A 14,886-nucleotide genomic window follows, 5' to 3' on the forward strand; every position below is an offset into this window, starting at 1 on the left:
CCATGCCCTTGGACTTCTTCGGGGTGAAGGTAGCTTCACCGGTACCCAGAACAGACTTGCCGTCCTTCTTGTTAATGAGCTCAGCCTTCAGGGTGTATTCCTTACCCGGAACCAGACCCTCATAGGAAACCTTGTCCACAATCTTGGCACCAGCAACAACCTCATGAGAACCCTTCTCGAAGTCAGCGTTGGTGGTAATCCACGGCTCATCACCCGGATTCTCACCAGGGTTCTCACCAGGGTTCTCACCAGGGTTCTCACCCGGGTTCTCACCAGGCTCATCACCCGGATTCTCACCAGGGTTCTCACCAGGCTCATCACCCGGATTCTCACCCGGGTTCTCACCAGGCTCATCACCCGGATTCTCACCAGGCTCATCACCCGGATTCTCACCAGGCTCATCACCCGGATTCTCACCCGGGTTCTCACCAGGCTCATCACCCGGATTCTCACCAGGGTTCTCACCAGGCTCATCACCCGGATTCTCACCAGGGTTCTCACCAGGGTTCTCACCCGGATTCTCACCAGGCTCATCACCCGGATTCTCACCAGGGTTCTCACCAGGGTTCTCACCCGGGTTCTCACCCGGATTCTCACCAGGGTTCTCACCAGGGTTCTCACCCGGATTCTCACCCGGGTTCTCACCAGGCTCATCCTTAGGCACAGTCTGGTTCTTATCGTTGATGTCCTTGTGCTCAGCAACGTGGTTCGGCTTCTCCGGATTAGTATCCGGAGTCTCCTTGCCATCCTTGTTGACCTCAGTAGAGGTGAGCTCCTCGAAAGCAACCGCAGCCTCAACCGGCTCAGTCACATCATCGTTCACAGTGATGTGAACATCAACAAAACCATCGGCCTCCTTCGGAGTAAAGGTTTCTTCACCCTCACCCAGAACAGACTCGCCGTCCTTCTTGGAAATGAGCTCAGCCTTCAGGGTGTATTCCTTACCCGGAACCAGACCCTCATAGGAAACCTTGTCCACAATCTTGGCACCAGCAACAACCTCATGAGAACCATCCTCAAAATCAGCATTCGTGCTGATCTTCGGAGTCTTCTTAGAAGTTACAGTCTGATCCTCATCATCGATGTCGCGGTGTTCGGTAATCTTCTTCTCTTCGTCAGAGTTCGGAGTGTCCTTACCGTTCTCATCGACCTGCTTGGAATAGAGATCCTCGAATGCGACGGCAGCCTTGATAACGCCTTCAACGTCATCGTTGACCTTAATGTCAACAACCTGCTCGCCGGAAGACTTCTTCGGAGTGAAGGTTACATCGCCCTTGCCGACGACCTCGTGCTCACCCTTATCATTCTCAGCCTTGTTACGCAGCTCAGCCTTCAGGGTGTATTCCTTACCCGGCACCAAGTCGGTGTAGGTAACGGTGTCCTTGACGGTGACGCCAGCCTTTACCTGGGTAGCCTTGTCAAATTCAGCCTTAGTCTGGATAGACGGGGTCCACTTGGTGTTAACGGTCTGCTTCTCATCGTTGATGTTTTCGTGAGTAGCAATCTCGTTCTCATCGGAGGAGCCAGTGGTCTCGTTGCCATCCTTGTCTACCTCGGTAGATACAAGCTTCTCGAAGGCAACCGCAGCGTCAACAGCAGGATCTGCCTTCTCGTTGACGGTGATCTCAACTTCCTTCTCACCGGCGGACTCTTCCGGAACGAGTTCCGCAGAGCCTTCACCCAGTACGGTCTTGCCATCGGCCTTGGAGATCAGCTTTGCCTTCAGGGTGTACTTCTTGCCCTGAACAAGGTCCTTATACGTCACAGTGTCAATAATCGTGGCGCCCTTCTCTACACGGTCGCCATCCTTGATCTTGGCCTCCGTATGGATCTCAGGGTTCCACTTGGTATTGACGGTCTGCGCCTCATCATCAATGTCCTCGTGATTCGTAATGAAGTTGCCATCACCGGAATCATTCGGGGCGCCCTTGCCGTTCTCGTCCACCTCGTGGGAATACAGCTTCTCGAAAGCAACGGCAGCAGCAACTGGCTTCTCCAGCTGCTTGTCGACGTCAATCTCTACCTCAACGTCGCCAGACTCACCCTCAGCTACAAAGTCCTTAGAACCGGTGCCAAGAATAGCGTGCTCGCCGTTCGCGTCAGCCGCCTTATTACGCAGCTCTGCCTTCAGGGTGTACTTCTTACCCTTTACAAGGTCCTCGTAGTGAACCTTGTCCTTAACGGTAGCGCCAGCAACAACCTGCTGCTTGTCGCCATCAAAGGAAGCCTCGGTCTCGAGCTTCGGATTAAGGTTCTTCTCCTGTTCCTCCGTAGTCGGAGTCGGATCAGGATTAGGTACTACACCAGTAGTCTTACCCGGAGTCGGCTCGTCAGTATCCTCCGTAGTGGTTTCCTCAGAGTCAGACGGCTCAGAATCAGAGGTCGTCTCGGTAGAAGAAGTCTCCCCTTCCGGATTTTCAGAGGTAGTCTCTTCGGTCGTATTCTCCTCAGTATCTGGATTCTCCGGAGAAGTAGTCGGCTCTTCAGAGCCACCACCGTTGTCCGGATTGTCCGGAAGACCGGGCTGGTCTGGAGTCAGCACACGCTGACCCTTGACGTTACCAGCCAAAGCTCCGTCTGGAGCCACGATAGTCAAGTAAGAACCTTCGGGCGCCTTTGGAGCGTCTACGTTAGGGTCCTTTACCAACTTATAAGGCTCACTCTTGCTAATAGTAAAGCCTGTCAGCTCCGTAAACTCTTCAATAGAGCCAGTAAAGTTATCATAGAAGTTTCGAATCACAAGGTCGTTCTGAGCCTTTTCTGGGTTCACAAACGCATCGCGCGCAATCTTGCCGGCAGTAGCGTCGCCCACAATCGCGCTGAGGTAGCGTGCATAGTTCGAACCAGCCACAGAGTCCTTTTTGTCGTATGACTCCTTCAGCTTCGTCGCAACATTCACTGCAGCGTCATGAAGTGCTGCATCCATAGACTCTCGCGTCTCCAGCGTAACACCCTCAACGATCTTCGAGGAGTCCAACGCAGGCAGTTTTCCCGCGGCATTAATGTCATAAACGCCAGAGTTGCGAATTGGAATCGGCTTACCTAGGTCAATACACCAAGCCCAACCAGCGTTGTTCTTCTTATTGCCGATGCGGGCGAAGGCATCAGAATACACAGGTTTACCCGCCCAGACGAGTTCACCCCAAGTGGCATCCATACCCGCCGGCTTTGCCGATTCCTCACCCAGAGTGTCATCGGCAGTTACACCGCTTACACCCTCAGCTTTAGCCCCGGGAACGGTGACCATGGCCGCAACTACCGCAATTGCAGCAAGCACTGCGGTAAAGACCATCCACCCCTCTCGGGATATGTTTTTTAATTTACTCATTCTTTCCTCTTCGAGCGGTACAAATACTTACATTCGTTTTCCTGTACAGCGAATGTTTTCGCTGAGCAGGACCTGAAATTGAGACTTGAACACACTGCAGTTAATTAGGGTTTTGAACCCGAATCTGGATTAACTCTTATTGTGCTCTCAGGATAATACCACGGGAAAATTTAAGGCGCCAGCCAGAAAATTTTAGAAAACTGCACGTTATGCAGGATTTCTAATTTCATACCCACAGGTAGATGCGCTTATTTCCACGGTCAACCTAGTGTTAAATACATATGTTCGATGTGCCCTAGGCCTTTCCTAAGGTCGGGGCGCCACGCCAATGGCTTAATCAATACTAAGATTAGTTTTGACAAAAGCCGTGTGAACACTTCTATGCGCTACGTTTTGTCTAATTTCGTGCAAATTCAAGGGTTTGATTTGCGTGCAATTTCTTCGGGTTACTCCGGGACCATCCATAGAAAGTTGGTGTTACAGGTGTGACTGGAGAGCACTCAATAGGGGTGCACACACGTTCGGTGCATAGGAGGCGTAGTAATCCTTAACCTTTTGCCATTCACCTTCAAGAAGGCATATGTGAGCGAAAACTCTGCCTAGGGTCATCACAGTCACGCTTAGGGGTCTCGCACAAGGTCGAGGGAGAATTGGGCAAAGAAAAATCCGCACGGGCGTCGGCAAGCGGATGCTTTACCGAGGCCGCAGTGCGGATCCTGGAATGAACTAAGCCTTAAAGAACGGCAGTAACCTGGTAGCCCTTTTCCTGCAGGAGCTGGGAAACTGCCCCGAAAGCATCGCCGTCCTTGTCCGGGTTGTAGGTCTCCGGGTTCAGGGCAATATTGGCGGTGTCGCCCTCGTAGCGGACGCTGATGAACTCGTAGCCGGCTTCGGCATGTGCGGCGTCGATAAGAGCCTGCACGTCGTCGGTGTTGCCCTGCTCAGCAACAGCAACCTGCTCTGACTCAGGTGCCGGCGCAGCCTCCTGTGCCGGGGTGCCCAGGCCGAAGAATCCCATAATGGTGGCAAGCAGGCCACTCACAAGCTTGATGATCATTGAAGTAACTCCCTGTGTAGTAATACGCGGGAATAGGGCCCGCGGAAGCTGAAAACTCTCTGTACTTAAAAAGAACTTAACTTTAGATGAGTTTTTGGTTATGTTCAACAGGGAAGGACCTATGCTGGCATGTCACGGTCTTGCGGGCAGCTTAAAGGGCACTGAAATGCCACAGCGCCCGTGCTCCGTCTCAGGGGGCGGTACACGGGCGCTTTCGCTCAATTAGGGCTAAATCCCTTAGAGGGGACCAAGAGCTAGGTAGGGATAGGAACCTTTGTTGTCTGCTAGGAGGGCTAGAAAAACATCGTGCAGAGAGCCAGTTCAGCTGTGCTGGAGAGTGGGGCTCTCACACCACGCTAATAAGGACTACATCCTTGCTGGTCTTCCATGACATCGTGACGCACGATGGTCTGGTCGCGGCCCGGACCGACTCCGATGTAGGAAATGCGGCAGCCAGACAGCTCCTCCAGTCGCAGCACGTAATCCTGGGCCTTCTGCGGTAGCTCCTCAAAGGTGGAGCATTCCGTAATGTCCTCGTCCCAGGCGGGCATGGTCTCGAAAATGGGTTCGGCGTGGTGGAATTCGGACTGGGTAAGTGGCAGTTCGTCGTAGCGTTTGCCGTCGACGTCGTAGGCCACGCAGATCGGAATCTCACCGATGCCGGTAAGAACGTCCAGCTTGGTCAGGAAGTAATCGGTAAAGCCGTTCACGCGGGTGGCGTAGCGCGCAATGACGGAGTCGTACCAACCACAACGGCGCTTGCGGCCAGTGTTCACACCAATCTCGCCGCCGGTGGTCTGCAGGTACTCGCCCCACTTATCAAAAAGCTCGGTGGGGAACGGGCCAGCGCCCACGCGGGTGGTGTAGGCCTTGATGATGCCCAGCGAAGTCTTGATACGGGTCGGGCCGATGCCGGAACCTACGGAAGCACCGCCGGCGGTCGGGTTAGACGAGGTCACGAACGGGTAAGTGCCATGGTCCACATCCAACATGGTGGCCTGGCCGCCCTCCATGAGCACGTGCTTGCCGGACTCGAGGGCTTTGTTGAGCTCCAGCTCAGCATCGATAACCATCGGGCGCAGGCGGTCGCGGTAGCTCAGGAAGTACTCCACAATCTGGTCCGCCTCGATGGCCTTGCGATTGTACATCTTCACCAGCATCTGGTTCTTGATATCCAGCGCGGATTCCACCTTCTGGCGCAGGATGGACTCATCAAAGATGTCCTGCACGCGGATGCCAATGCGCGCAACCTTATCGGCGTAGGTCGGGCCAATGCCGCGGCCGGTGGTGCCGATAGCGCGCTTGCCCAGGAAGCGTTCCTGCACGCGGTCCAGGGTCTGGTGGTACGGCGCCACTAGGTGCGCATTGGCGGAAATCTTCAGGCGCGAGGCGTTCGCGCCGCGGGCCTCAAGGCCATCAATTTCATCAAAGAGCGCCTCAAGGTTGATCACTACGCCATTGCCCAGCACCGGGGTAGCGTTCTCAGACAAGATGCCGGCTGGCAGGAGCTTCAGCTCATATTTATCGCCGCCTACCACGACGGTGTGGCCGGCATTATTGCCGCCGTTCGGCTTGACCACGTAGTCAACCTTGCCGCCGAGGATGTCGGTCGCTTTGCCCTTGCCTTCGTCGCCCCATTGGGCGCCGACAATGACGATCGCTGCCATTGTTTAGTCACTTCCTCATTATTGAAGCCAAAATACTCTCCAACTTTACACTTTCCCGGCGCAAAAAGCCCGCGTAGCATTGTCCGCATGCGTTTTTTGTTCCTCCGTTGCGGCGCCCCGGGCGTGGCCATGCCTGCCGACGCCCATGATCTCTCCCCCATCCCTACCCGCAAAGAGCTCGCGCTTATCGACGCCTTCCTCAACCCTCTCCTCCCCACAGACCCCACTCCCTCGCTCGATGACATTGCCGCGCAACCCGACGTCCGTCACCTCGGCGCCCCCGAACCTGCCCCACAGGCCCCGCACTTAGCTGAGCCCGCCCGCATCGTCGTCGTCGGCTCCGACGCCGCCCTCTCGGCCGTGCTCACCCGCCTCATGCGCTCCGACCGCCTCTGGGCCGAGGTCGCCTTCATCCCCGTCTCCTCAGCCGCAGCCTCCACCCCCTCAACCACCGCGCCGGCCGCCTCCACTCCGTCCACCCCGTCCGCGGCCGCCCAGAACTGGGGGATTCCCACCTCCCCGGCCGAGGCCCTCGACTTCGCCCGCACGGCCCCGGTCCGCCCTGCGCCGCTTATCCGCAACGATTCCGGCCTCGCCGTCGCCGGCTCCGCCACCATCTCCGACGCCTCCAATGGCTCTTTCACCGGCGAAGTCATCATCGACGACCACACCCTAGCCGCCACTTCCCCCAAAACCTTCGGCGCGCGCCTCGTCCCGATGACCGACGCCCCCGGCATCCTCGCCGCCCGCGCCACCTCCCCCGTCGAGTCGCAGGGCCGCCTGCGCTCGCTGCTGCGCAAGCCCGGCCAGCTCGACCCCGAATCCGTCAGCACCGGCCGCGCCGTCCAGGCCGGCGGCCCACAGCTGCGCGTCATCGTCGATTCCGTCCCCCACAAGCGCCCGGTGACCCGCGTGACGTTCTACCGCCACCTGCGCGACCTCCAGATCGTCCGCCCTTAGTCCTCGCGCCCCCACACTTCCGGCGGGTAGGCCGGGTGCTGCGAGGTCGGCACGAGGTGCGCCACGGCCGATTCGCGCGAAAGCCCGCACACCATCAGCATGTCCACCACGATGGAGCGCGTCTGGCCCAGAATCATATAGGCCGATAGCGTGCCTTCCCTGTCAATGATGTCCAGCCCGGCGCGCCCGCCCACGATGCGCAGACGCTGCACAAGGTCCGGAATTTCAATCGCCTCATCGTGCCCATGCTTCTTGCCCTGGCCGTAGAGCTCACTAATCGCGAGCATGATTTCAGAAAGCTCATCGAGCAACTCCACCTGCTTGTCCGAAACCTTGTCGCGGTCCTCCGTCAGGCCCAGCGCCTGGCGGGAGAGCACGCGCACGCCGCGGACCGCGTTATCCACCGGCAACAGGATGCGCTCCAGCGAGCGAATGCTGCGCCGCGAGGCCCACAACAGCGGCGAAACCTCCGAGGCCTCCCTGCCCGATTGCGCCGCGCTTAGCAGGGTATTGACGCTATTTTGGGTACCGCGCACCGCCTCGCGCGCGTCGCGGATGACGCCGGGGTCTTGGTGGCGGATGCCATAAGTGACGTCGGCAAGAATGCTCGAGGCAACCTTAAGCACCTTCGACACCTCGCGCCGCGCTTCCACCAACGGGGAATTGGGAATCAACGCAATGGTTATCAGGCCAATGCCCGAGCCAATCATCGCGTCAATCGCGCGGTGCAGGCCGCCCGGGCCCTCCGTGGGTGGGAAAATCGTGGCGATCAAAATCGCGCCAAAGACAATCTGGTTGGTCACCAGCGGCGACTTGGTCAGAAACGAGCCCACCACCAGGCCCGCGCCCACAATGAAGAAAATCTGGAACGGCCCTTGGCCCACTATCTGGAAGAGCAGGTCGCCCACGGCCACGCCAATGATGCCGCCAATCGACATCTCCAGCGCCTTTTTCATCCTGTCCCCACCGGACATCCCCAGAATGATGACCGCAGAAATCGGCGCAAAGAACGGCTGCGGGTGCCCCACCACATCGCTGGCCACCCAGTACGCGAGCGCCGCGCCAATGGTCGCCTGGATGATGTAGACAAACCGCGAGCGGATGCGGTTGACCCGCGAGAGCACCGAGCGGTCAATCACCCGCAGCTTCTGCCGCGTTGAGACTCTTTCCTTCGCTTCCGACATGACCTCCAGCATAGAAGACCGCCCTTACCATCGCCGCCGGCCCCGCGCATCTCGGCCGTCGGCCGGCTTGTGGATAGCTCTTGCCGACGCCCCCTTTTCCCCCACCTATCCACAATTTCCACCTCCCCGGCCGCGCACCGCTTGTTCGGCCCTCGAGCCCCCTTTAGCTTCGGCCATGTGAACACAGAATTTCTCTCGCTATGCCGCCGCGGCGTCGATCTCATCGCCGAATTTCAGGGCTGCTCCGAAGACTCGCTCCTCGAGGCCGGAGCCAGCCCCCTTCTGGCTGCCCAGCTCGCCCGCCTGCAGCACGTCTACTTCGGCCGCACGTCCAATACCCGCAAGCAGCGCCTCGCTCGCGACGCCGCCCGAACCCGCGCTCACGACCTCGCCACACTCGATAGCATCGAGTCCTATACCCGCCGCGTGCGCGATACCAACCGCGCCTGGGACCTGCGCCTAGAACTGTGCCGCACCGAGTCCCGCTTCATCCCTTCTGTGGCCAAGAAGCTCCTCAAGCAGCTCAATCCGCCCCGTCGCCCCGAGCCCGGCGTGCGCTATACCCGCCGCCCCGACGGACCCCACACCATCTCCATTACGGCCGATCCCACCGATATCGCCGATATCAAGGGCGTGCTCGCTTCCGTCAACAAAGATGATCCCCTCGCCGCCGCCAAGAAGGTCCTCCTCGAGGGCAACCCCGGCGCGCTGCCGGCCGTGCATACCAACGTCATCCTCACCCTGGACCAGCTCGACCGCATCGTCGCCGCGCCTGCCGACGCCTCCGATATCACCCTCCAGCTCACCAACGGCGCCCGCATGACCGGCGCGCAGCTCGTCGCCCGCGCTTTAGCCCAGCGCGGCTACGTCAGCCTGGTCCACCCGGAGCACGGCCCGGTGAACCTGTACCGCACCGAGCGCATGGCCACCTGGAAACAGCGCATGCTCGCCGCGGCCGAGCACCCCGTGTGCGCGTGGCCGGGCTGCAATACGCCTGCCGACGACGCCCAAGTCCACCACCTCACCGCCTGGTCCGCCGGCGGGCCCACCAACCAAGAAAATCTGGTCACCTTGTGCGCGCACCACAATGCCGTCAACCAAGACGACCCCTCCCGCCCCACCGAGCGCGGCCGCATGGTGCGCATCGATGGCCGCGTCGCCTGGGTACCGCCGTGGAGCAACACCCCACGCTTCGTCCCCAGCCCCACACAAAACCCCTAACTGCACCGGCCGATCATCGATCCCTCGCCCGGAACCACCCCGGCCGAAAGTACGAAAAGCCGCCTCCCACGCGGGGGAAGCGGCTCATTCGGCATGCCTATATACGAGGCTGCCTCAACTCAAAGCAGTGTGGAGCAGCTAAGGGCAATTACTTGGAGATGGACTTGCCCACGGAGTGCAGGTCCTGGCAGGACTCGATGACGCGCTCAGACATGCTCTGCTCTGCCTTCTTCAGGTAGGAGCGTGGGTCGTAGACCTTCTTGTTGCCAACCTCGCCGTCGATCTTGAAGACGCCGTCGTAGTTCTCCATCATGTGGCGAGCAATCGGGTTGGTGAAGGCGTACTGAGTATCGGTATCCACGTTCATCTTGATGACGCCGTAGCCCAGAGCCTCTTCGATCTTTTCCTTCTCGGAGCCGGAGCCACCGTGGAAGACGAAGTCGAAGGCGTACTCGTCCTCACCCAGGCCGAGCTTCTTCTGTGCCACCTTCTGGCCCTCGAGCAGGACCTCTGGGCGCAGCTTCACGTTGCCTGGCTTGTAGACGCCGTGAACGTTACCGAAGGTTGCGGCCAGCAGGTAGCGGCCCTTCTCGCCGGTGCCTAGGGCATCGATGGTCTTTTCAAAGTCCTCTGGGGAGGTGTAGAGGTTAGCGCCTGCCTTGGCCTGGACGCCGTCCTCTTCGCCGCCGACGACGCCGATCTCGGCCTCGAGGATGACGTGCGCGTTCTTAGCCTTTTCCAGCAGCTCCTGGGCGATGACGAGGTTCTCGTCGATAGGAATAGCGGAGCCGTCCCACATGTGGGACTGGAACAGTGGGTTCTCGCCGCGGTCGACGCGCTCCTGGGAGATAGCCAGCAACGGGCGGACGTACTCATCGAGTACTTCCTTCTGGCAGTGGTCGGTGTGCAGCGCGATATTCACGCCGTAGTGCTTGGCGGCCTCATGAGCGAATGCGGCCAGTGCCTGAGCACCCTTGACCTTGTCCTTCAGTGCCAGGCCAGAGCCGAAGGCGGCACCGCCGGTGGAGAACTGGATGATGCCGTCGGACTCGGCCTCAGCAAAGCCCTTCAGAGCTGCGTTAATGGTCTCAGATGAGGTGCAGTTGATTGCTGGGAACGCGAAGCCGTTCTTCTTCGCGGTGTCCAGCATCTCGTTATAGACCTCAGGGGTTGCAATTGGCATGAGTTTCCATCCTTAAAAAGTGGGTTTGTGGTCAAACACGTTCCAACAGCCAAGTATGCCCGTTTCACGGAATTTCTGCCGCAAAAACCATGTGACATTTTCAACCCAGTCATTTCCGGGACCAATCCACTCCGACAAGCGTGGGTTATTTAGCCAAATATCGCACCACGCGGGCGCAGGCCTCCATCAGCATCCAGCCAGAAAGCTGCACGGACAAATCGCGCTCATCTACGCGAATGATGCCGACCTTCTCACTCATGGTGCGCCGGCCGAAGCCGTAGTTATGCGGCAGGCGCGCATCGGACAGCCAGTCGGATCCGAAAATCGGCAGGCCGTCGACCTCGAGGCGGTGTTCCCACACCGACTCGGCCGAGGCCACCACCATGCGAGCGGCCAGCTTCTTCGTCGCACGGTTGGCGGGGGAATCGCCGGGCAGGCGCACGGCGACGTCGGCAAGATAGCGCATCAAAATGCCTTTAAACAGGCCACCGTCACCATCGCCGGTCTCCCAGTCCACCACGCCCGAAGGCGTAGCCATGCCCGAGGCCACGGTCTGCACCAAGCCCCGGATGCGGATGATGTAGTCCATCATCTCGGAAGCCATCTCGGCCTCGTACACGCTGTCGATCTGCTCCAAATCGCCCACGCCGGCCTTTTCCCGCAGCGCCAGCACGATTTCCAGGCACGCGCCGAGCACTACGCCCTGGCAGTAGGGGTGGATGTTTTTTACCACCTCAGGGCCGTCCATGCGCATGCGGACGCCGTCCATGATGTAGCCGTCGTCGTCAAGCAGGTGGTCATAGATCCAGTCAACGATGTGGCGCGCTTCCTCAATGCGCCCCATCCGCGCGACCATGATGGCGCCCGGGCCATTGGAGGGCACGTTCATGAAATTCTCGCCCAGGCGCCATGGCAGCACGCCAAGCGATTCATCGAGGCCTTCGTGGATATTGCGCTGCAGGGCCGCGAGACGCTTGGGCGTCTTTGCCTTCTTCAGGCCCTCCACGCGGCCGAAAGCCAGCGCGAGCCAGGCCTTGTCGTCGTAGTACTTATTCTTGGTCAGCTGCGTGAGGTTGCGGATGCGAATGCCGCGCAAGGTGTCGTAGATGCGGTGGCGGCGCACCTTGGTGTTATTGCGCAGCGCCGCATCGACGAGGCAGTCCAGGTAGTGGGCCTGCCACCAGTAGTGCCAGTGGACAAAGAGCTTTTCCTTCGTGGTGGGCGGCCAGCTGACCACGGCGAGATTGGTGCGCGGCAGGCCCCATACGGAGTGCGCGTGGCGCTCGTTGATGGCGGCCTCTGCGAGTTCGGCGCGGTGGGCCCACTTTTCTTCCACGGTTCCTCAATCACTCCAGTCGCACGGGTAGATATAGCTAGTGTAACGATCTTCCTACCAGGAGTTGGCCAGATCGGCGTGCTGGCGGATCCAGGCATGCATGGCGATGCCGGCCGCGACACCCGCGTTGATGGAGCGGGTGGAGCCAAATTGGGCGATGGAGCAGGTCATCACCGCAGCATCCTGGGCCGCTTGCGTCACGCCGGGGCCTTCCTGGCCGAAGAGCAGCAGGCTGCGCTCCGGTAGCTCGGCCGTTTCCAGGGGCACGCAACCGGGGGTGTTGTCGATGGCAACGACGGTAAGGCCCTCCTCGGCTGCCCACGCAATAAGCTTCTCGACGCTCTCGTGGTGCATCAAGTGCTGGTACCTATCCGTGACCATTGCCCCGCGGCGATTCCACCGGCGGCGGCCGACGATGTGCACGGTATCGACGGCGAAGGCGTTGGCGGTGCGCACGACGGTGCCGATATTGGCGTCGTTTTCGAAGTTCTCGATGGCGATGTGCAGGCTATGCCGGCGCTTATCGATGTCCTCTTTGATCGCTTCCCTACTCCAGTAGCGGTAGGCGTCGACGACGTTGCGACGGTCGCCTTCGGCGAGCAGCTCTGGGTCGTATTTCGCGGCCTCCGGCCCTTGCGGCAGCGGACCTTCCCAGGGGCCTACGCCATGGCGGCCCTCGTTCCACTCGGTCGGTCCCTTGACCTCGTCCGGCTTAACCTCGTCCGGCTTGGCCTGGTCGGCCGCGCTATCTGCGTTAGGCGAGGTCAAGGTCGCCCAGGCCCAGCAGGGAGCGGTACTCGAGGCCTTCTGCGGCGATGACGTCGCCGGCACCGGTCTCGCGGTCCACGACGGTCGCCACGCCCACGACCTCGGCGCCGGCCTCGCGCAGCGCGGCCACGGCGGTCAGCGGGGAGTTGCCGGTGGTCGTGGTGTCCTCTACGACGAGGACCTTCTTGCCTTCTACGTCGGCGCCCTCGATGCGGCGCTGCATGCCGTGCTTCTTGGCTTCCTTGCGCACGACGAAGGCGTCGATATCGCGGCCGTCGGCATGCATGATAGAGGTAGCAACCGGGTCGGCGCCGAGGGTCAGGCCACCGACGGCCGCGAAATCCCAATCCGCGGTCAGCTCGCGCAGCAGGGCACCGATAAGGCGGGAGGCCTCGTGATGCAAGGTAGCGCGGCGGAGATCCACGTAGTAGTCAGCTTCCTTGCCCGAGGACAGGGTCACCTTGCCGTGGACGACGGCCAGTTCCTTAACCAGTTCAGCGAGGCGGGCCTTCTTCTCGGCGTCCAGGTTCTGGGCGTGCGCATTCTGGGCGTTGGTGGTGTGAGAATCCACAGTCATCTGCTCCTTGTCGTGGTTCGTGGGCGGCGGCCGGCCGCCAGTATCGGACTCTAGGCTACTCTCCCCGGCGCGGGTCCGATTCCTCGGCCGCGGACTCGCTCGCCGGGTTGGGGTCGACTGGGTTGGGGTCGGCCGCGCGGGAGCCGTCGGTGGTGGAGTCGGCGGAGGGGCTATCGAAGATGGAGGCGGCGCGGAACTGCTGGCGCGGCAGGCGGGCGGTATGGGAATCGGGGGTGGGGCGCTCGCGGCCGTCGGCAATCGCGTCGACCTCGTCGCCGCCCAGAGCGGTGTGCTCGACTGGGCCGCGGGTTTCAGAGTAGGCCCGAGACGGCATCTGCAACGGCTCCTCCGGCCGTTGAATGACGGGTCGTTCGAATTCGGGCGCGCCGGCGGCCGGCGTGCCGCCGACGGCCTCGACGATGGGCTGGGCGGGAATCTCGCGGGCTGGGTCCAATTCCTCGAGGCGCACCACGTGGGTGGCCGAGGAACGCGGTGGGAGGACGCGGGCGGCGTCGGCAAGCAGGGCAAGAGGCGGCAGCATCGCGTCCCATTCCGCGGAGCGCGCCTGCTTTGTGGTCTGCGCCAGGACCCACTCGGTTTCCATCCACAGTGCAGTAACGGCCTCGGGCATTTGCTGCAGAGCAACATGCACGCGCTCGTCGACCATGCGCTCGGTCACGGCGCTATCCGAGGAATACACATCGAAACCCTCGATGGTCATCGCCAACAGCAGGTCCTCGGAGGCCTTCGCATCGTCGCGGTCGAAGCGACGGAAATCCACGACCATGTCGGAGGCCGCTCCGGTACGCATGGCCATGACGTTGACGCCATCGATATCCATCAACAGCATCTCGTGGCCGTACACATTGCCTGCAACAATGTCTTTGGGCGCCGCGCCCGTGGAGGCCACTCCCCTGGTCCATTCGTCTACGAGATAAGGATCGGACTTCATAAATTCAAAGCCTTTGGCTTCTGCCCAATTGCGGCGCTCGCGGCGCATGGTTCCTGGCAGAACCGGCCGATGGCGGGTGTGCGGCTTCGAATGCGGGCGTGGCTCGCTTTCTGGATCGCTTGCTGATTGGCGGTCCGACTCGTGGGCTAGATTGTGGATCAGGGCTTGCTCTGGTGTGGATTCTGCGCTGGACGCGGACTCGGAATCCTTGTCAGGCTCCGGTTCGCGGACCGGTTCCGGTTTAGAATCCGGCTCGGGGGTGGGCTCGGATGAGGGAGCTGAGTTGGGGGCAGTATCGGAATCCAGGTTGGGCGCGTCGCCGGCGGGACTCGCGGTGTCGTGTGGCGCATCGACGGGAAGGGCTTCTGCTTGCACGTCGGTGGAACTGCGCTCGGCGAGAGCAGAGTCGGTCTCGGCGGACTCGGCGTCAGCGGAGCTGGAATCGGCGGGCGCGGCCGAAGCTGGGTCCGTGGAGGCCGGCTCGGTGGAAGCCGGCTCGGTGGAAGCGGTGTCTGCGTCCGCGGAGGGTGTAGGGGTGGAGGTGCGCTGTTTGCCGTCGTAAAGCAGCAAGGCACCGCCGGCAATGCCGAGAAGAACCGCGAGAGCAAGGATTAGAAAAGCCATCACCCCACGATAGTAGTAGGAACGAGCAA

11 protein-coding genes are annotated in these 14,886 nt (G+C 60.5%); 2 read left to right on the top strand and 9 right to left on the bottom strand.

Translation table 11 applies throughout. The features are described 5' to 3' along the window. The 3 genes from MHX61_RS01070 to MHX61_RS01080 all read right to left on the bottom strand — a co-directional run. The coding region (locus MHX61_RS01070; protein WP_239191639.1) for a VaFE repeat-containing surface-anchored protein at positions 1-3,328 on the bottom strand (3,328 nt) is incomplete at its 3' end. A gap of 733 nt (positions 3,329-4,061) precedes the next feature. Next, entirely contained in the window at positions 4,062-4,385 is a 324-nt protein-coding gene (locus MHX61_RS01075) for a malonyl-CoA-ACP transacylase (RefSeq protein WP_239191640.1), read from the bottom strand. A gap of 356 nt (positions 4,386-4,741) precedes the next feature. Continuing rightward, the gene (locus tag MHX61_RS01080) at positions 4,742-6,052 is read right to left on the bottom strand and encodes an adenylosuccinate synthase (protein ID WP_239191641.1); all 1,311 of its coding nucleotides are present in this window, start codon (positions 6,050-6,052) and stop codon (positions 4,742-4,744) included. A gap of 87 nt (positions 6,053-6,139) precedes the next feature. Between MHX61_RS01080 and MHX61_RS01085 the strand changes: the two genes are divergently transcribed. Then, positions 6,140-7,012 (top strand): hypothetical protein, encoded by an 873-nt coding sequence (locus MHX61_RS01085; RefSeq protein WP_204610882.1) that lies wholly within the window; start codon positions 6,140-6,142, stop codon positions 7,010-7,012. Here MHX61_RS01085 and MHX61_RS01090 read toward each other — a convergent pair. Further along, on the bottom strand, positions 7,009-8,208 hold the full coding sequence (locus tag MHX61_RS01090; protein WP_239191646.1) for an aromatic acid exporter family protein: 1,200 nt from the start codon (positions 8,206-8,208) through the stop codon (positions 7,009-7,011). The genes MHX61_RS01085 and MHX61_RS01090 overlap by 4 nt on opposite strands. 165 nt (positions 8,209-8,373) lie before the next feature. Here MHX61_RS01090 and MHX61_RS11360 point away from each other — a divergent pair, with 165 nt between their 5' ends. Beyond that, positions 8,374-9,417: an HNH endonuclease signature motif containing protein gene (locus MHX61_RS11360; RefSeq protein ID WP_239191648.1), complete on the top strand. Its 1,044-nt coding sequence runs from the start codon at positions 8,374-8,376 to the stop codon at positions 9,415-9,417. Positions 9,418-9,565: 148 nt separating this feature from the next. Here the strand turns inward: MHX61_RS11360 and fbaA are convergent, their stop codons facing one another. The 5 genes from fbaA to MHX61_RS01120 form a co-directional block, all read right to left on the bottom strand. Further along, the gene (gene fbaA, locus MHX61_RS01100; protein ID WP_239191650.1) at positions 9,566-10,600 is read right to left on the bottom strand and encodes a class II fructose-bisphosphate aldolase; all 1,035 of its coding nucleotides are present in this window, start codon (positions 10,598-10,600) and stop codon (positions 9,566-9,568) included. A gap of 145 nt (positions 10,601-10,745) precedes the next feature. Next, positions 10,746-11,936, bottom strand: coding sequence for a glycoside hydrolase family 76 protein (locus MHX61_RS01105; protein WP_239191653.1), 1,191 nt, complete (start codon positions 11,934-11,936; stop codon positions 10,746-10,748). Positions 11,937-11,990: 54 nt separating this feature from the next. Beyond that, positions 11,991-12,704: a TrmH family RNA methyltransferase gene (locus MHX61_RS01110; protein ID WP_239191655.1), complete on the bottom strand. Its 714-nt coding sequence runs from the start codon at positions 12,702-12,704 to the stop codon at positions 11,991-11,993. Then, positions 12,691-13,281 (bottom strand): orotate phosphoribosyltransferase, encoded by a 591-nt coding sequence (gene pyrE, locus MHX61_RS01115; RefSeq protein WP_049377135.1) that lies wholly within the window; start codon positions 13,279-13,281, stop codon positions 12,691-12,693. The genes MHX61_RS01110 and pyrE overlap by 14 nt, the downstream gene beginning before the upstream one ends. 55 nt (positions 13,282-13,336) lie before the next feature. After that, positions 13,337-14,857, bottom strand: a complete 1,521-nt coding sequence (locus tag MHX61_RS01120) for a hypothetical protein (protein ID WP_239191657.1) — start codon at positions 14,855-14,857, stop codon at positions 13,337-13,339. Between the last annotated feature and the right edge of the window lie 29 nt (positions 14,858-14,886).

Origin of the sequence: Corynebacterium sp. ACRPF (assembly GCF_022347395.1) — a bacterium.
Classification (GTDB): domain Bacteria; phylum Actinomycetota; class Actinomycetes; order Mycobacteriales; family Mycobacteriaceae; genus Corynebacterium; species Corynebacterium tuberculostearicum_D.

Excerpts from the sequence above, each read along its gene's own strand:
- MHX61_RS01075 (WP_239191640.1), bottom strand. The coding sequence starts at position 4,385 with ATGATCATCAAGCTTGTGAGTGGCCTGCTTGCCACCATTATGGGATTC.
- MHX61_RS01080 (WP_239191641.1), bottom strand. The coding sequence starts at position 6,052 with ATGGCAGCGATCGTCATTGTCGGCGCCCAATGGGGCGACGAAGGCAAG.
- MHX61_RS01085 (WP_204610882.1), top strand. The coding sequence starts at position 6,140 with ATGCGTTTTTTGTTCCTCCGTTGCGGCGCCCCGGGCGTGGCCATGCCT.
- MHX61_RS01090 (WP_239191646.1), bottom strand. The coding sequence starts at position 8,208 with ATGCTGGAGGTCATGTCGGAAGCGAAGGAAAGAGTCTCAACGCGGCAG.
- fbaA (WP_239191650.1), bottom strand. The coding sequence starts at position 10,600 with ATGCCAATTGCAACCCCTGAGGTCTATAACGAGATGCTGGACACCGCG.
- pyrE (WP_049377135.1), bottom strand. The coding sequence starts at position 13,281 with ATGACTGTGGATTCTCACACCACCAACGCCCAGAATGCGCACGCCCAG.
- MHX61_RS01120 (WP_239191657.1), bottom strand. The coding sequence starts at position 14,857 with ATGGCTTTTCTAATCCTTGCTCTCGCGGTTCTTCTCGGCATTGCCGGC.